General features: G+C 72.9%; 16 protein-coding genes and 2 pseudogenes. 10 read left to right on the top strand and 8 right to left on the bottom strand.

The window, feature by feature from the left end; genetic code table 11:
* The 3 genes from ONA70_RS25495 to ONA70_RS25485 form a co-directional block, all read right to left on the bottom strand.
* The coding region (locus ONA70_RS25495) for a phosphoketolase family protein (RefSeq protein WP_265009016.1) at window positions 1-2315 on the bottom strand (2315 nt) is incomplete at its 3' end.
* A gap of 127 nt (window positions 2316-2442) precedes the next feature.
* Window positions 2443-3270 carry a universal stress protein gene (locus ONA70_RS25490; protein WP_265009015.1) on the bottom strand — a complete coding sequence of 276 codons (828 nt, stop codon included), beginning with the start codon at window positions 3268-3270 and terminating at the stop codon, window positions 2443-2445.
* A 103-nt stretch (window positions 3271-3373) separates the two neighbouring features.
* Complete coding sequence (locus ONA70_RS25485) at window positions 3374-4174, bottom strand: PP2C family protein-serine/threonine phosphatase (RefSeq protein WP_265009014.1); 801 nt, start codon at window positions 4172-4174, stop codon at window positions 3374-3376.
* Window positions 4175-4278: 104 nt separating this feature from the next.
* Between ONA70_RS25485 and ONA70_RS25480 the strand changes: the two genes are divergently transcribed.
* The 7 genes and pseudogenes from ONA70_RS25480 (at window position 4279) to ONA70_RS25450 (ending at window position 9564) form a co-directional block, all read left to right on the top strand.
* The gene (locus tag ONA70_RS25480; protein WP_265009013.1) at window positions 4279-4515 is read left to right on the top strand and encodes an HTH domain-containing protein; all 237 of its coding nucleotides are present in this window, start codon (window positions 4279-4281) and stop codon (window positions 4513-4515) included.
* Window positions 4515-4697: pseudogene (locus ONA70_RS37150) on the top strand (Clp protease N-terminal domain-containing protein); the annotation flags it as partial. The gene ONA70_RS25480 and the pseudogene ONA70_RS37150, both read left to right, overlap by 1 nt.
* 195 nt (window positions 4698-4892) lie before the next feature.
* Window positions 4893-5069: pseudogene (locus ONA70_RS37145) on the top strand (Clp protease N-terminal domain-containing protein); the annotation flags it as partial.
* A 138-nt stretch (window positions 5070-5207) separates the two neighbouring features.
* Window positions 5208-6215, top strand: coding sequence for a diacylglycerol/lipid kinase family protein (locus ONA70_RS25465; RefSeq protein ID WP_265009012.1), 1008 nt, complete (start codon window positions 5208-5210; stop codon window positions 6213-6215).
* Window positions 6208-7197 (top strand): YihY/virulence factor BrkB family protein, encoded by a 990-nt coding sequence (locus tag ONA70_RS25460; protein ID WP_265009011.1) that lies wholly within the window; start codon window positions 6208-6210, stop codon window positions 7195-7197. The genes ONA70_RS25465 and ONA70_RS25460 overlap by 8 nt, the downstream gene beginning before the upstream one ends.
* A gap of 75 nt (window positions 7198-7272) precedes the next feature.
* Entirely contained in the window at window positions 7273-8751 is a 1479-nt protein-coding gene (locus ONA70_RS25455; RefSeq protein WP_265009010.1) for a phosphatase PAP2 family protein, read from the top strand.
* 9 nt (window positions 8752-8760) lie between these two features.
* Window positions 8761-9564, top strand: a complete 804-nt coding sequence (locus ONA70_RS25450) for an endonuclease/exonuclease/phosphatase family protein (RefSeq protein WP_265009009.1) — start codon at window positions 8761-8763, stop codon at window positions 9562-9564.
* A gap of 17 nt (window positions 9565-9581) precedes the next feature.
* Here the strand turns inward: ONA70_RS25450 and ONA70_RS25445 are convergent, their stop codons facing one another.
* The 3 genes from ONA70_RS25445 to ONA70_RS25435 form a co-directional block, all read right to left on the bottom strand.
* Entirely contained in the window at window positions 9582-10145 is a 564-nt protein-coding gene (locus tag ONA70_RS25445) for a hypothetical protein (RefSeq protein WP_265009008.1), read from the bottom strand.
* 210 nt (window positions 10146-10355) lie between these two features.
* Window positions 10356-11219: an alpha/beta fold hydrolase gene (locus ONA70_RS25440; protein ID WP_265009007.1), complete on the bottom strand. Its 864-nt coding sequence runs from the start codon at window positions 11217-11219 to the stop codon at window positions 10356-10358.
* Window positions 11216-12178 carry a TIGR03557 family F420-dependent LLM class oxidoreductase gene (locus tag ONA70_RS25435; protein ID WP_265009006.1) on the bottom strand — a complete coding sequence of 321 codons (963 nt, stop codon included), beginning with the start codon at window positions 12176-12178 and terminating at the stop codon, window positions 11216-11218. Before ONA70_RS25435 ends, ONA70_RS25440 begins: the two co-directional genes overlap by 4 nt.
* Window positions 12179-12555: 377 nt before the next feature.
* Between ONA70_RS25435 and ONA70_RS25430 the strand changes: the two genes are divergently transcribed.
* Window positions 12556-13929, top strand: coding sequence for a cellulase family glycosylhydrolase (locus ONA70_RS25430; protein ID WP_265009005.1), 1374 nt, complete (start codon window positions 12556-12558; stop codon window positions 13927-13929).
* Window positions 13930-14055: 126 nt separating this feature from the next.
* Here ONA70_RS25430 and ONA70_RS25425 read toward each other — a convergent pair whose 3' ends face one another.
* Both ONA70_RS25425 and ONA70_RS25420 read right to left on the bottom strand, forming a co-directional pair.
* Window positions 14056-15309, bottom strand: coding sequence for an RNA polymerase sigma factor (locus ONA70_RS25425; RefSeq protein ID WP_265009018.1), 1254 nt, complete (start codon window positions 15307-15309; stop codon window positions 14056-14058).
* 3 nt (window positions 15310-15312) lie between these two features.
* The gene (locus ONA70_RS25420) at window positions 15313-15705 is read right to left on the bottom strand and encodes a YciI family protein (RefSeq protein WP_265009017.1); all 393 of its coding nucleotides are present in this window, start codon (window positions 15703-15705) and stop codon (window positions 15313-15315) included.
* Window positions 15706-15908: 203 nt separating this feature from the next.
* Here ONA70_RS25420 and ONA70_RS25415 point away from each other — a divergent pair, with 203 nt between their 5' ends.
* Window positions 15909-16550 (top strand): RNA polymerase sigma factor, encoded by a 642-nt coding sequence (locus ONA70_RS25415; protein WP_265009004.1) that lies wholly within the window; start codon window positions 15909-15911, stop codon window positions 16548-16550.
* A partial coding sequence (locus tag ONA70_RS25410) for a hypothetical protein (RefSeq protein ID WP_265009003.1) occupies window positions 16547-16787 on the top strand: 241 nt, incomplete at its 3' end. The genes ONA70_RS25415 and ONA70_RS25410, both read left to right, overlap by 4 nt.

Here is a 16787-nt window from a genome sequence, read left to right as displayed (position 1 = left end):
TAGTCGCGGCAGGACTGGCGGGCGTCGACCATGTCCTGGCGGAGGTGGGCGGCGCGGGCGGACAGCCCCGGCACCCGGTCGATGACGTCGATGACCAGGTGGAAGCGGTCCAGGTCGTTGAGCATCACCATGTCGAACGGCGTGGTCGTGGTGCCCTCCTCCTTGTACCCGCGCACGTGCAGGTTGTCGTGGTTGGTCCGCCGGTAGGTGAGCCGGTGGATCAGCCACGGGTAGCCGTGGTAGGCGAAGATGACCTGCTTGTCGCGGGTGAAGATGGTGTCGAACTCGCTGTCCGGCAGGCCGTGCGGATGCTCCGACGGCGGCTGCAGGCGCATCAGGTCGACCACGTTGACCACCCGCACCTTCAGTTCGGGCAGGTGCTGGCGGAGCAGGTCGGCCGCGGCCAGGGTCTCCAGCGTCGGTACGTCACCGGCGCAGGCGAGGACCACGTCCGGCTCGCTGCCGTCGTCGGAGCTGGCCCAGTCCCAGATGCCCAGGCCGCGGCGGGCATGCTGGATCGCCTCGTCCATGGTCAGCCAGTTCGGTGCGGGCTGCTTCCCGGCCACCACGACATTGATGTAGTGCCGGCTGCGCAGGCAGTGGTCCATGGTGGAGAGCAGGGTGTTGCCGTCCGGCGGCAGGTAGACCCGGACCACCTCGGCCTTCTTGTTGACCACGTGGTCGATGAAGCCGGGGTCCTGGTGTGAGAAGCCGTTGTGGTCCTGTCGCCAGACGTGGCTGGAGAGCAGGTAGTTCAGCGACGCCACCGGTTGCCGCCAGGGGATGTGCCGGGTCACCTTCAGCCACTTGGCGTGTTGGTTGACCATCGAGTCGACGATGTGGATGAACGCCTCGTAGCTGGTGAAGATGCCGTGCCGGCCGGTCAGCAGGTAGCCCTCCAGCCAGCCCTGGCACAGGTGCTCGGAGAGCACCTCCATCACCCGGCCGTCGGGGGAGAGGTGGTCGTCGCCGGGGACCCGGCTGCCGACGAACGCCCGGTCGGTGACCTCGAAGGCGGCGCCGAGCCGGTTCGAGGCGACCTCGTCCGGCCCGAAGAGGCGGAAGGTCTGCGGGTTGCGGGCGATCACGTCCCGTACCCAGGGGCCGAGCGCGCCGGTCGCGCCGGTCATCGGCTCGCCCGGCTGTTTCACCTCCACCGCGTAGTCGCGGAAGTCGGGCAGATCCAGGTCGCGCAGCAGTTGGCCGCCGTTGGCCGCCGGGTTGGCGCTCATCCGGCGGTCGCCCTTCGGCGGCAGGGAGGTCAGCTCGGCGACCGGGGCGCCGGTGGCGTCGAAGAGCTCCTCCGGCCGGTAGCTGCGCAGCCAGCGCTCCAGCTCGGCGAGCGCCTCCGGGTCCTGCCGTACCTCGTCGACGGGCACCTGGTGGGCGCGGAAGGTGCCCTCCACCGGCTTGCCGTGGACGTCCTTCGGCCCGGTCCAGCCCTTCGGCGTACGCAGGATGATCATCGGCCAGCGGGGGCGCTCGATCTCCCCGCCGGTACGGGCCCGACGCTGGATCTCGGCGATCTCGTCGACCGCCCGGTCCAGGGTCGCGGCGAGGGCCTGGTGCACCCGGGTCGGGTCGTCGCCCTCGACCACGTAGGGCTGGTAGCCGCAGCCGCGCATCAGCTCGAGCAGGTCCCCGCCGGGGATCCGGTCGAGCACCGTCGGGTTGGCGATCTTGTAGCCGTTGAGGTGCAGGATGGGCAGCACCGCCCCGTCCCGGGCGGGGTTGAGGAAGGCGTTGGACAGCCAGCTGCCGGCGAGCGGGCCGGTCTCCGCCTCGCCGTCACCGATCACGCAGGCCACCAGCAGGTCCGGGTTGTCGAACGCGGCGCCGTACGCGTGGCTCAGCGAGTAGCCCAGCTCGCCGCCCTCGTGGATCGAGCCCGGCACCTCCGGCGCCACGTGGCTGGGGATGCCGCCGGGGAAGGAGAACTGCCGGAACAGCCGCTGCATGCCGGTCTCGTCGCGGGTGACGGGGTGGTACAGCTCGCTGAACGTGCCCTCCAACCAGGTGTTGGCCACCAGGGCGGGGCCGCCGTGACCCGGGCCGGTGACGTAGATGGCGGACAGGTCCCGGTCGACGATGACCCGGTTGAGGTGCGCGTAGATGAGGTTGAGACCGGGGCTGGTGCCCCAGTGCCCGAGCAGGCGCGGCTTGACGTGCTCGGGCTTGAGCGGTTCGCGGAGCAGCGGGTTGTCGAGCAGGTAGATCTGCCCGACGGTGAGGTAGTTGGCCGCTCGCCAGTAGGCGTCAAGCCGGCGCAGCTCGTCTTCGGTCAGTGGGCCGTGCAGGTCGAGAGCGGTGTCCATGCTGCGTTAGCCTCTCGCGGCTCGGGGTCTTCTGCCACCCGGGCGACGGACGTCCCGCCCGGGCAGGTCCAGCCTCGTTCCCTGGACCGGAATCGATCAGGGCCGTTGGTCCCGGTACCCGCGGGCGTCACGGCCCGTCCTCGCGCTCCGGGTCCAGTCCACGAACGACGATCACCGGGGCGGGCGAGTGGTAGAGCAGGGTCTGGCTGACCTCGCCCAGCATTCCCCGCCACGGTTCGTCGCCCCGCGCGCCGACCAGGGCCACCTGCGCCGAGCGGGACTGTTCGAGCAGGACGGTGGCGGGGTGGCCGCGTACGGTGTGGCACTCGGCGGCCACCGTCGGGTGCCGCGGGCCGTACCGGGCCACCGCCTCGTCGAGCAGGTGGTCGTCGTCGTGGTGCTCCGGCTCGACGACCCGGATCGCGAGCAGCCGGGCACCACGCCGCTCGGCGCAGTCGAAGGCGTAGCCGAGCGCGGCCCGGCCGCTCTCCGATCCGTCGAACCCGACCAGCAGCGGCCCCTTCGGGGGCGGTGTGGCCCGGCCGATCAGCACCGGACAGCCGGCCCGGGAAGCGAGTTGCACGGCCGGCGCGTCGCCCGGTACACAGGTCGCGCAGTTGGACATCCCGCCGTCGCCGAGCGCGAGCATGAAGGCGGTGTCGGAGGCCCGGATCAGCGCCTCGACCGGGGAACCCTCGACGATCGCACCGCTCACCGGCACGGCCGGCTCGGCGGCGGAGGCCGTCTGCCCGGCCCGCTCCAGCAGGTCCTCGGCCGCGTCGCGAGGTGCGCCGGCGGTGGGCTCCTCCAGGGCCGCCGCCCAGTTGAAGGCGTGCAGCAGGAGCAGCGGGCGGCGGTGGGCGGCGGCCTCGCCGGCGGCCGTCCGGACCACCTCGAGGTCCTCGTCCGACCGGCCGACGCCGACCACCACGGCACCGTGGGTGGGTGCGGCCATCCCGCCTCACCTCCCGACCGCGCTCTCCTCACCCACGGTAGTCAGGAGGTGGCCCGCGTCGGGTCTGGTCGGCGGAACTTGTGGCCTCGGGCCGAGGAACCGGTCAGCGGGGGGTGGGGACCGTCGGGTGGACGCGGATGATCACGGCGGTGGCGTTGTCCTCGCCGCCCTCGTCGAGGGTGGCCGACAGCAGCGCCTCCGCGGCCCGCGCCGGATCCCGCCGCGCCGCCAGCAGGTCCCGCAGCCGGTGGTAGTCGAGTTGGTCGCTCACCCCGTCGGTGCAGAGCAGCCAGGTGTCGCCGGCCCGCAACGGGACGGCGAGCAGGTCGGGGTCCGGCTTGTCCGGGTGACCGACGTAGCGCAGCAGCTGGTACCGCGCCCGGGCCGCCTCCGGGGAGTCCGCCGGCCACCAGCCGTGCACCACCCCCAGCCAGGCCATGGTGTGGTCGACGGTGATCAGTTCCAGCAGCCCGTCCCGCAGCCGGTACGCCCGGGAGTCGCCGAGCTGGACGAGCCAGCCCTGGCCGCCCTCCGGCTCCGCGACCAGCGCCGTCAGCGTGCACCCGGTGAGGCCGGCCAGGGCCGCCCCGGCCCGGCGTACCCGGAGCTGGGTGTGCGCCGCCGCGGCGCGCAGCTCGGCCGCGCCGATGGCGGGCCAGCCGTCGCGGACCTGCGCGACGAAGGTGCTCAGCGCGGTGGCGCCGGCGACCCGGCTGCCCTCGCCGTCACCCATCCCGTCGGCGACCGCCGCGAGCGGCAGCTCGGGGTCGAGGTGCAGCACGTCGAAGTTCTCCGGGTAGCGGTGCCCGACCACGCTGCCGCCGGCGACCTCCAGGGTCTGCGGCCCGACGGCCAGCCGGCGGGCGGCATCGACGGGGCGGTCCAGGGGGCGACGGCGGAACACCAGCGGACCGTAGCACCGGTACGGGTGCCGCCGGGTGCATCGGGTTTCGTGTCTCCTGTCAACCAGGGTTGACAGGAGACCCGCTGTCAACCTATGTTGACAGCATGAGTCAGGCGACGGAACTCGCGGCGGCCGCCGGCAGCACCGACCCGAAGGTCGGGCTCCGGGCGGTCCTCGCCCTGCGCCGGCTGCTCGAGCGACTCGAGGTCGTCCAGGTGGACAACGCCCGACGGCAGGGCTGGTCCTGGCAGGAGATCGCCGACGCGCTCGAGGTCAGCCGGCAGGCGGTCCACAAGAAGCACGCCGGGCGACCGGCGGTCCGAGGAAGGTGGGAGGCGTGATGTTCGAACGGTTCACCGACCGGGCCCGGGCCGTGGTCCGGCACGCGGTCGACGAGGCCCGCGCCGAGGGCCGGCGCCCGGTCGGCACCGAGCACCTGCTGCTCGGTGTGCTCGCCGACGGCGACAACCTGGCCGTCCGGGTGCTCTCGGCCGGCGGCATCCGGGCCGAGGACCTGCGCGCCGCCGTGGCCCGGCACACCGCCGGCGGTGTCGACGGCCTCGGCGAGGCGGACGCCGCCGCGCTGCGCGAGATCGGCATCGACCTGGCGGCGATCGTCGCGCGGATCGAGGAGTCGTTCGGCCCGGACGCGCTGCGCACGGCACCACCCGCCCGTCGCCGCTGGTGGGGCGGCCGCCGGCGGTACGACGACGGCCGGTTCTCGCCCCGGGCGAAGAAGGTGCTGGAGCTGTCCCTGCGCGAGGCGATCCGGCTGCGGCACCACCACATCGGCACCGAACACATCCTGCTCGGCCTGCTCAGGGAGGGCAACGGCCTGGCCGCGCTGGTGCTCACCGAGGCCGGCGCCGACCTCGACGACCTGCGCCGGCGGGTCGAGGCCGCGCTGCGGACCGCGGCCTGACCGGCCCGGCCCTGCTGCCCGGCGCCGCCCACGTTGAAACCTGTTTGCCGTGCTTGCGACATCGGTCTCCGTCGGCTCGCTGACCCGCCGGAGTTGCTGCACACTGGCGCCGTGGACGGTGGAGACGAGAAGCGCCCGGTGACCGCGGACAACCCCGCGCCACGCTCCGCGGTGGTGGTCAACCCCACCAAGGTGACCGATCTCGACGACTTCCGGCGGACCGTGAACGGCGCTCTCGACGCCGCCGGCTGGCCCGAGCCGGTCTGGTTCGAGACCACGATGGAGGACCCGGGCCGGGGTCAGACCGAGACCGCCGTCAAGGCCGGCGCCGAGGTGGTCTTCGCCTGCGGCGGCGACGGCACCGTGATGGCCTGCGTCACCGCGCTCGCCGGCACCGACGTCGCGCTCGCCGTGCTGCCGCAGGGCACCGGCAATCTCCTCGCCGCCAACCTCGGCCTCTCGAACGACCTGGGCGCGGGGCTGCAGGTCGCGATCGAGCGGGGCATGCGCCGGCTCGACGTGGGGGCCGTCGGCGACCGGTGCTTCGCGGTGATGGCCGGCATGGGCTTCGACGCCCAGATGCTGGACGCCACCTCCGAGACGACCAAGAAGCGGATCGGCTGGCCCGCGTACCTCATGGGGGCCGCCCGACACCTGCGGGACCGGCCGATGCGGGTGTCGATCCGGCTCGACGGCCGGCCGCCGCTGCGCCGCCGGGCCCGCTCGGTCCTGATCGCCAACGTCGGCCGCCTCCAGGGCGGCGTACGCCTGCTCACCGACGCCGAGCCCGACGACGGCTGGCTCGACGTGGCCGTGCTCACCCCGCGTACCCTCGGGCACTGGCTGGCGATGGCCTGGGCGCTGGTCCGCCGCCGGGGCAGCGTCCCCCGGATGGAGGTGCTCCGGGCCCGTCGGGTCGAGATCACCAGCAACCGGGCGCAGCCCCGGCAACTCGACGGCGACCTGGTCGAGCCGGGCCGGTCGCTGAAGGCCGAGATCCGGCCCGAGTCGCTGTGGCTCTGCGTACCGCGACCGGAGCGTGACCCCGACCTGTCGGTGGACGCCGACGCGGCGGCCGAGCGCGGCGAGCGACTGGTCGAGCAGGCTCGCGGTGAGTAGCACGAAACTGGTCCCCGAGACCCGGCTGATGTCGGCGGAGGAACTCTCCGCCGACGACGCCTGGCACACCCTGCGCCGGCACGGCGGTTGGTGCCTGGTCCGGGACGCCTTCATCCGGTTCCGCTACGGCGACGGCTTCAGCCACTCCCGGGCCTTCGCCCTCCAGCTCTGCCTGGCCGTGGTGCCGTTCCTGATCGCGCTCACCGGCCTCATCACCGATCTCGGGGCCGACCAGGGCGGCAAGGTGGTCGCCGACACCGTGCTCGCGCTCACCCCCGGCCAGAGCGAGTCCGTGGTGCACGAGCTGCTCGCCGACCGCGAGCACACCGAGCGGGCCGGCGAGGTCGCGCTGGCCCTCGGTCTGCTCACCGGGCTGGTCGCGCTCACCACCGTGATGGCCCAGATCGAGCGGGGCGCCAACCGGATCTACGGGGTGGAACGGGACCGGCCGGCCCTGGCCAAGTACCTCCGCGCGGCCGTCCTCGCGCTGGTCGCCGGCGTGCCCGCGCTGGCCGGCTTCCTGATCCTGGTCGGCGGCCGGGCGATGGGCGACTCGGTGCGGCGGCACTACGAGTGGGGCAGCTTCGCCAACGCCGCCTGGGATGTCGTCCGCTGGCCGCTCAGCCTGGGCCTGACCGTGCTGGCCGTGGCGGTGCTGTTCCGGCGCGCGCCCCGGCGCAAGCAACCCGGCCTGTCCTGGCTCTTCTTCGGCGCCGGCATCGCCACCGTGCTCTGGTGGCTGGCCAGCCTGCTGCTCGCCGGTTACGTCAAGTACGGCACCGGGTTCGGGCAGACCTACGGCGCGCTGACCGGGATGATGGCCCTGCTGCTCTGGGCCAACCTGACCGGGATGGCGCTGTTCGGCGGGCTGGCCTTCGCGGCCCAGCTGGAGGCGATGCGGATCGGCGTGGAGGAGCCCGCCCAGCCCGATCTCTGGGAGCCGGAGGAATTGCTCGACACCGGCGAGACGACCCCGCTCTGACGGCCCGCCGCCCCGGGTGTACGGGCGGCCGGAATCGGGTACAGCGCGCCTCGCGGACGACAAGGGAGGTACGGTGTGACCGCGGTCAAGGAGACGACGCGCCGACCACTCGGCCACTTCGCCGAGCGGAGCCTCGCGGGTCTGGTCGCCGTCGCCGGTGCGGGCGTGGCGTTCGGCGTGCTGCTGATGCTCGTCCGGTTCCACTGGGGGCCGCTCTACCACGCCGACCGCGAGGCGGCCGAGTGGTTCAACCAGCTCGTGGCCCCGCACCACCCCGTGGTCACCGTGCTCAGGGCGATCACCGACCTGGGTGGCCGGCCGGTGCTGATCTGGCTGGTCACCATCGCCGTGATCAGCCTGCTCATCCGCCGCCAGTCCCGGCTGGCCGCGTACCTGATCGTCACCGGGGTCGGCGGGCTGATCCTCGACCCGTCGCTCAAGGCGCTGGTCGGTCGGCTCCGCCCGGTGGTGGACGTGTCGATCACCCACGCCCCCGGCAACAGCTTCCCGAGCGGGCACGCGCTCGGCTCGTTCGTCGCGTACGGGGCGCTGCTGCTGGTCTTCCTGCCGGCCATGCGACCGCGCTGGCGGAAGCCGGCCATCGCGGTCGTCGCCGTGCTGGTCGTCCTGATCGGGCTGACCCGGATCGCGCTGGGCGTGCACTTCGTCTCCGACGTGCTCGGCGGCTGGCTGCTCGGCGCGCTCTGGCTCGGCGTCAGCGCGTACGCCTTCCGGCTGTGGCGGCGCGAGCGCGGCCGGACGGTGCCGCCGATCAGCGAGGGCCTGGAACCGGAGGCGGGGGAGGAGATCAAGCCGGCGCCGGCCGAGGAGCACGTGCTGGAGCACCCTCGCTCGTCCGTCGCCGAGCTGCTGGTCGGCTGGGTGATCGTCTTCGGTGCCCTCTACGGCTTCGGCATGTACGTCGGCTACCACGCCAAGGGCACCTTCCTCGACACCCTCGACACCGAGGTCCCGCAGTGGTTCGCCGCCCGGCGTACCGACCAGCTCACCGAGCTGAGCTGGTGGTGGAGCAAGTTCGGGGACACCCACGCGATCCTGCTGGTCTCGCTGGTCTTCTGCCCGCTCGTGCTGGCGGTCTGGAAGCGTTGGCGGCCGGTGCTCTTCGTGGTGCTGGCGATGTTCGGCGAGCTGAGCCTCTTTCTGGTCAGCGCCCGGGTGGTCCAGCGGCCCCGCCCACCGGTGGCGAACCTGGACGGCCACCTGCCGACCTCGTCCTTCCCGTCCGGGCACATCGCGGCCACCATCTGCCTGTGGAGCGCCATCGCGATCATCGTGTTCCCCCGTACCGACCGGTGGTGGCGGTGGCTCTTCGTGGCGCTGGCCGTGCTCATGCCGATCGGGGTGGCCGTCTCCCGGATGTACCGGGGCATGCACCACCCGACCGACTTCATGGGCGCGATCCTGCTCGGCGCGCTGTGGATGTCCCTGCTCTACTGGGTGGTCCGCCCGAACGCCGACGTGCAGCAGGGCAACCAGCCCGCCATCACGTCCCACCAGGTGCACGAGCTGGCCAAGGCCGACCGGGAGAGCTGATCGGGCGGCATGCTGCGGGTGATGACCTGGAACATCCGTACCGGCGGACGGGACCGCGACGGGACCGACCGGTGGGACCGGATCGTCGCGGTCGTCGCCGCCCAGCGCCCCGATGTGCTGGCCCTGCAGGAGCTGCGTGGGCTGGACCGGGGCGGGCGGATGGCCGAGCTGGCGGGCCGGCTGGGGATGGTGCCCCACCTGGCCCGGGCCTGTTTCGGGCAGCCGGTGGCGGTGCTGGTCCGGCCGCCGCTGCGGGTGCTCCGGTCCGGCCGGGTACGCCGTCCCTTCCACCACGCCGCCGCCCGGGTCGAGGTGGCCACCGCGGCCGGCCCGCTGACCGTGTTCAGCACCCACCTGGACCCGTACTCCGGCGGGCGGCGGCGGATGGAGGCCGAGTGGCTGGCGGCGGCGCTGCGGCGCACCGGAGGACGGCTGGCCCTGCTCACCGGGGACCTGAACACCCTCGAACCGGCGGCCGACCACACCGCCCGGCTGGCCGGCCTCGGCGAGCTGTACCGGCGGCGGCACCTGCGCCGGGACGGCCGTACCGTGGACACCCGCGCGGTGGCCCGGCTGCTCGACGCCGGCCTGGTCGACCTCTGGCCGCATCTCGGTGGGGCCGAGCCGGACGGGCTGACCGTGCCGACCCGCCACGGCGGGGCCGAGTTCGCCGCGATGCGGCTGGACTACCTGCTCGCCACCCCTGACCTCGCGGCCCTGACCCGCGCGGTCCGGGTGATCCGCGGCGGTGCGGCCGACAGCGCGTCCGACCACTATCCAGTAGTGGCCGACCTGGGGTTGCCCCCCACTTGATCGTCCGGGCCGTGCGGTCAGCACGCGGCGCGGTAGTCCGCCGCGGTGGCCCGCCGTAGCTCCAGCCGCAACGGCGGCTCCGACGCCCGGTCACTGCTGGTGCTCGACCGGGCCACCCCATCGGCATCGACGACTGTGATCCCGGTTTCGACTGTGAGCAGGTCGCCGTCCCGCTTCCCGTCGAGCCGGTTCAGGTATCGGCCCGGGCCCTCCCGCACGGGACGGATCTTCAGAGCGAAGCGGGTGCCCTGGAAGTTCAGCGGGTCCCCCCACACGTCGTACTCCGTGTGTTGGCCGGCGCCGCACACCTCGGCGGTGCCGTCGATGTCCGGGCAGTTGCTGCAGCGACTCGGCGGATCGCCCTTGAGATGAAGCACGAGGTGCCGGTTGTCGCCGGGCGCCACGGCCACGTCGCCCTGCCAGTAGCCGGTCAGCCCGGGCCGCCCCGGCAGCGACACCCAGGGATTGAGCAGCCAGTGCGATCCGTAGATGAGGCCGAACCCGATGGCGAGCACGCCGATCACCCCGACGAGGATGCGCGGCTTGCCGCCGCGCCGCCAAAACGGTTTCCCGACGACCATCTCAGCCTCCTCCAGGCCGCCTCACCGTACTCGTGCCTCGGCCGGCCGCGGGACCGCCGTACGGGTGGAGCCCCGGCCGGCCCGGTTCAGAGGATCAGGTTCAGCAGCACCGTCAGCACCACCGATGCCAGGATCGAGAAGAGGATCATCAGCAGGCAGCCGACGCCGCCGCCGGCAGGACGGATTTCCGTGTTTCCGATCCGCATGGCCTCACGTTCGCGGTGCGGGCGCCAGCAGGGTGCGGATCGCGTCGGCGACCTGCGCGGGCGCGGTGGTGGCGATGTTGTGCGCGGCGGCCGGCACGGTGATCGACCGGCCGTCGGGCAGCAGCCGGGCGGCCTGCTCCCGCCAACCGGCCGGGACGAGGGCGTCCCGAGCACCGCCGAGCACCAGCGCCGGGGCGGTGACCCGGACCAGGTCGGCCTCGATCGCGTTGCGTACCGAGTGGGACAGCGTGGCGAAGACCCGCCGGGGCCGGGCGTCCCACAGGTCGCGGAGCAGGATCGGCACCTGGAGCTTGGCCTCCGACAGGCTGTCCACCAACAGCCGCCCGAGCTGGCGCCGTCGGGAGCGGGCGGCGGGGTCGCTGGTCGGGCCGGCCAGCACCAGGGCACGGACCAGGTCGGGGCGGCGGGCGGCCAGGGCGGCGGCCACCGCCGCGCCGAGCGAGTGCCCGACCAGGCAGACCCGGTCCAGGTGGTACGCGTCCAGCCAGGCCGCCAGGTGGGCGGCGTGCCGGGGGACGTCGTACGGGGTGTCGGGGCGTTCGGTCAGCCCGAAGCCGGGCAGGTCCGGTACGTACACCGGATGGGTGGGGGAGAGGGCGACGGCGAGCGGGGTGAGATAGCGGTGCGAGACGGCGAGCCCGTGCACCAGCACCACGGCGGGCGCGCCGCCGCCCGGGTCGGCGCTCCGGCGGGTGTGTGTGCGGAGCCCGTCGACGAGCCGGAACTCGCTGGTCAGGCCGGCCGCCGGTCGGGGCGCGGCCAGGGCGAGACGGAGTTCCGCCGGCCCGAAGCGCCCCGGCGGCGACGGCCGGAGGGCGCCGCCGGGGTCCGCCGGCCGGAGTGTCACAGCTCGCGGAGCCGGGGCAGCAGCTGCTCCTGCGCCCAGTCCAGGAACATCGGCTGGGTGTCGCCCCCGATCTGTACGAGCGCCACGTGGGTGAACCCGGCGTCGACGAACTTCTTGAACGCCTCGACGTGCCGGTCCACGTCCGGTCCGCAGGAGATGCCCTGCGCCACGTCGTCCTCGCGGACGAACTGGGTGGCCGCGGCGAACGCGTTCGGGTCGGGCAGGTCCGCGTTGACCTTCCAGCCCAGGCCGAACCAGCGGAACTGGTCGTGGGCGATCTTGCGGCACTCCGCCTCGTCGGGGCCGTAGCAGATGGCCACCTGGCCGTAGCGGGGGCGGCCCGCGCCGCCGGCCTCCTCGTACATGTCGATCAGGTGGGGTAGCGGGTCGGTGGCGATGAGCGCGTCGGCGTACTCGGCGGCCAGGGTGGCCGACTGCCGGCCCGAGGCGGCGACCGCCATCGACACCGGCCGGTCCGGCCGGTCCCAGACGTACGCGTCGGGGACGTCGAAGTGGTTGCCGGAGAAGGTGAGCGTGTCGCCGTTGAGCAGAGGCCGGATGATCTGGAGCGCCTCCTCGAACATCTCGTGCCGCTGCTGCACGTGCGGCCAGCCGCCGACCACGTGCTCGTTGAGGTTCTCCCCGGCGCCCAGACCGAGGGTGAACCGCCCGTCCGAGAGCACCCCGATGGTGCTGGCCTTCTGCGCCACCACCGCGGGGTGGTAGCGGCGGATCGGGCAGGTCACGAAGGAGAGCAGCTCGGCCCGGCTGGTCGCGTGGGCGACCGCCCCGAGCACCGACCAGGTGTACGGGGAGTGGCCCTGGGTGTCGAGCCAGGGGTTGTAGTGGTCGGACATGACGAGGTGGTCGAAGCCGGCGGCCTCGGCGCGGAGGGCGTGGTCGACCAGCTGTTTCGGGCCGGCCTGTTCGCCCAAGAGGGTGTAGCCGATGTTGACCATGGTGCTTCTCCTTCCGGGCGGATCGTCACCGGATACCCCGAGCCGAGGGGGTCAACCCTGGTGTCCGCTTCCGGGTCCGACGAATGTCTTGACGGCGGAGGGGATGGTGCCTACAGTCCGGGCTTAACCGGTTCAGGCCGGGGTGGTGCACATCCTGTGGTGGGGATGGCCGCCCCTGTGGTGGCCCGCGGCGACACGGGCCACCACAGGACAGCCGTCGGCGATCGATGAACTTAACCGGTTGCCGCCCGCGTTCTATCGCCCTACGCTGATGCCTGCGTCCGCCGGGAGTCGGGCGGCGGCTGTCGGGCTCAGTCGCCTTCGTCACCACCACCGCACCCCCACCTGGGCAGGGGGAGACCTCCCTGAGGACAGCCATGAAGAAGTTGCTCTCCGTCGCGGGCGCCGCCCTGTTGACGGTCCTCGCCGCCGTCTTCGCCTTCGGGCAGCCGGCGCACGCCGCCACCGGGTTCTCCGTCTCGAACGGGCGGCTCTACGACGCCAACGGCGCCGAGTTCATCATGCGCGGGGTCAACCACGCGCACACCTGGTACCCGCAGCGGACCAGCTCGTTCGCCGACATCAAGCGGCTCGGCGCGAACACCGTCCGGGTGGTCCTGGCCAGCGGCGACCGCTGGGCCAAGAACGAGACCGCCGATGTCGCCAACGTCATCTCGCTCTGCAAGACCAACAAGTTGATCTGCGTCCTGGAGGTGCACGACACCACCGGCTACGGCGAGCAGAGCGGCGCGATCACCCTGGACCGCGCGGTCACCTACTGGCTCAGCATCGCCGGCGCGCTCCAGGGCCAGGAGAAGTACGTCATCATCAACATCGGCAACGAGCCGTACGGCAACCAGGGCTACGGCACCTGGGCCACCGACACCGCCAACGCCGTCAAGCGGCTGCGCGCCGGCGGGCTGACCCACACGATCATGGTGGACGGCCCGAACTGGGGCCAGGACTGGTCCTTCACCATGCGGGACAACGCCGCCACGGTATTCACCGCCGACCCGCAGAAGAACACCGTCTTCTCCATCCACATGTACGGCGTCTTCGACACCGCCGCGGAGATCACCGACTACCTGGGCCGGTTCCGCAGCGCCGGACTGCCCATCGTGGTCGGTGAGTTCGGCTTCAACCACTCCGACGGCAACCCGGACGAGGACACCATCATGGCCCACAGCCAGGCCAACGGGATCGGTTACCTCGGCTGGTCGTGGAGCGGCAACGGCGGCGGCGTCGAGTACCTCGACATGGCCACCAACTTCGATCCCAACCAGCTGACCAGCTGGGGCCAGCGGATCTTCAACGGCGCCAACGGGATCAAGGCCACCGCCAAGGAGGCGTCGGTCTACGCCGGCACCCCACCGACCAGCACCCCGCCCACGACCACCCCGCCGACCACGCCGCCGCCGAGCAGCCCGCCGCCGACCACCCCGCCGGCCGGCGGTGGCTGCACCGCCAGCTACACGATCGTCAACTCCTGGCAGGGCGGCTTCCAGGGTGAGGTGAAGGTGACCGTCGGCCCGGCCGCCATCAACGGCTGGTCGACGGCGTGGACGTTCGCCAACAGCCAGACCATCAGCCAGTCGTGGAACGCCACGATCAGCAACAGCGGGTCGACGTACACCGCCCGCAACATGGACTACAACGGCCGGCTCGGCGCCGGGGCCAGCACCACCTTCGGCTTCCTCGGCAGCTGGAACGGCACCAACGCGGTGCCCGCGGTGACCTGCACCGCGAGCTGACCGCCGTCGTACCGCCGGTGGCCGGGTCGGCACGGACCCGGCCACCGGCTTTCGGCGTACCCGCCGATGTGATCGTTTCCTCTACCCTGGCCCGCGATCAGCCACGCAGCGGGTAGAGCCGCCGGGTCAGGTGGCGTTCGCCAGCCTCGCCGCCCGCATCTGCAGGTACCGCTGCTCCGGCAGGCTGGTGGTGCGGCCGGCGGCGGCCCGGTAGTGGGCCACCGCCGACTCCCGGTCGCCGGCCATCTCGTACAGGTGGGCCCGGGCCGCGTCGAGCCGGTGGTGGTCGGTCAGCCGCGGGTCGCCGTCCAGCTCGCCGAGCGCCGCCAGCCCGGCGACCGGGCCGTGCACCATGGCGGTGGCCACGGCCCGGTTCAGCGCGACCACCGGGCTTTCCACCAGCCGCTCCAGCACCTGGTAGAGGGCGAGGATCTGCGGCCAGTCGGTCCGTTCGGCGCTCGGCGCCTCGTCGTGCAGCGCGCCGATCGCGGCTTGGAGCTGGTACGGCCCGACCGGTCCCCGGGCCATCGCCCGGGTGACCAGCGCGGTCCCCTCGGCGATGGCGGCCGGGTCCCACCGGGTGCGGTCCTGGTCGGCCAGGGAGATCAGCTCGCCCGACGGGCCGGTCCGGGCGGCGGCGCGGGCCTCGGTGAGCAGCATCAGGGCGAGCAGCCCGGCCACCTCGCTGTCGTCGGGCAGCAGCGCGTGCATCGCTCGGGCCAGCCGGATCGCCTCCTCGGCCAGGTCCACCCGGCGCAGGTCGGCGCCGAGGCTGGCGGTGTGCCCCTCGGTGAAGATCAGGTAGAGCACGTGCAGCACGGTGGCCAGCCGGGCCTGCCGTTCCGCCGCCTCCGGCATCCGGAACGGCACGCTGGAGGATCTGATGCGCTGCTTGGCCCGGCTGATCCGTTGCGCCATGGTCGCCTCGGGGACGAGGAAGGCGCGAGCGATCTCGGCGGTGCTCAACCCACCGACCGCGCGCAGCGTCAGCGCGATCGCCGACGCGGTGGACAGCGTCGGGTGGCAGCAGAGGAAGAGCAGCACCAGGGTGTCGTCCCGGTCGGTGGCCAGCGGCTCGTCCGCGGCCGGCGCGGTCCGCCGGTCGTCGCCCTCCCGCCGGGCCGCGCGGTCCTCCCGGGCCCGGCGGGCCGTCTCGGCCCGGACCAGCTCGATCATGCGGCGGTACGCGACCTGGACGAGCCAGCCGCGCGGATTGTCCGGCAGCCCCTCGGCCGGCCACTGGGTGGCCGCGTCGAGCAGCGCCTCCTGCACCGCGTCCTCCGCGGTGGCGAAGTCACCGAACCGGCGGGTGAGCACGCCGAGGACCTGCGGCGCCAGCTCGCGCAGCAGGTCCTCGACGGTCCAGTCCGGTACGCCCAGCGGTCACAACTCCTGCGGCGGTGCCGACATGACGGGGTGCACCTCGATCGGCATGTTCAGCGGTCGCCCGCCCGGGCCGGGGGCGGTGGAGATGTGGGTGGCGATCTCGACCGCCCGCTGCGGGGTCTCGCAGTCCACGATCCACCAGCCGGCGAGGAACTCCTTGGTCTCCGCGAACGGGCCCTCGGTGACCACCGGGGCGCCGTTCTCCCCGGCCCGGACGATCCGCGCCTGCTGCGGCCCGCCCAGGCCCTCGGCCTGGACCCATTCCCCGTCGGCGGTGAGCTTCGCGTTGACCTCGCGCATGAAGCCGATGTGCGCCTGGATCTCCTCCGGCGTCCAGGTGTCGATCGAGGGGAAGTCGGTCCCGGCGGCGCTGAACTGCATCAGCAGCATGTACTTCACGGTTCGCTCCTCACGTCCGTGCACCGATTCTCGGTGCTTCCACCCTCAGGTAGAAGCCGCCACCCCGGTTCTCGACATCCGCCGGAAAGAATTCCAGAAAATCTCGTTGGTGCCCACTCCGTCGCCTGCCTCAGACTCGCCGGGCAGAATGCCGGGAACCGGCCCGCCCGAGCGGACAGGTACCGCATGTGGAGATGAGTGTGCGCGCCCGGATAAGGGCCGGGGACCCTGACGCGTTCCGGGACCTGTTCGACGAACATGTCCGGTCGGTCTACAACCACGGCTTCCGGCTGACCGGGGACTGGTCGGTGGCCGACGACGTCGTGTCGCTGACCTTCCTCGAGGCGTGGCGGTTGCGGGACCGGATCGACGCCGGCGCCGAGGGCGGGTCGTTGCGTCCGTGGCTGCTCGGTATCGCCACCAACGTGGCACGGAACGTACGCCGCGCCGCCCGCCGGCACGCCGGGGCGCTGGCGCGACTGCCCAGGGCGGAGGTGGTGCCGGACTTCGCCGACGAGGTCGCCACCCGGATCCGCGACCGCGATCAACTCGCCCGGGTCCGTACCGCCCTCGCGGCGCTACGCCAGCCCGAACGGGAGGTGCTCGCCCTGTGCGTCTGGTCCGGTCTCGACTACGCCCAGGCGGCGGCCGCGCTCGGCGTACCGGTCGGGACGGTGCGCTCCCGGCTGTCCCGGGCGCGGACCAAGCTGCACAAGCTCGTCACCGCCGGGAAGCTCCAGCCGGCCGGAGAAACCGCGGAACCGGCCGGCGACCGTGGACAGGTACCAGTCGACCGCGCGATCGCGGTCCGGTTCGCTCAGGAGAATTCGCGATGAACGCCAACCCGAATCAGTCCACCTCGGATGCACGGGCCGACCTGGCCCGGCTGCTGCCGGCACCGGCGGAGCGGGACCTGCCCAGCGACCGCCATCGGTTGATCCAGGAGTTCGTGATGACCCAGATCCACACCGCGCAGCCTCCGGCCGGGCCGGCCCCGCGCCGCGTACCCCGGCGGCGCCTGATCCTCGCCTCGGCACTGACCATGGCGGTCGCGGCGACCGCCGCCGGGGTGG

Origin of the sequence: Micromonospora yasonensis (genome assembly GCF_026013475.1) — a bacterium.
Taxonomy (GTDB): Bacteria; Actinomycetota; Actinomycetes; order Mycobacteriales; family Micromonosporaceae; genus Micromonospora; species Micromonospora yasonensis.
This window is presented reverse-complemented; position numbering and strand designations above follow the sequence as displayed.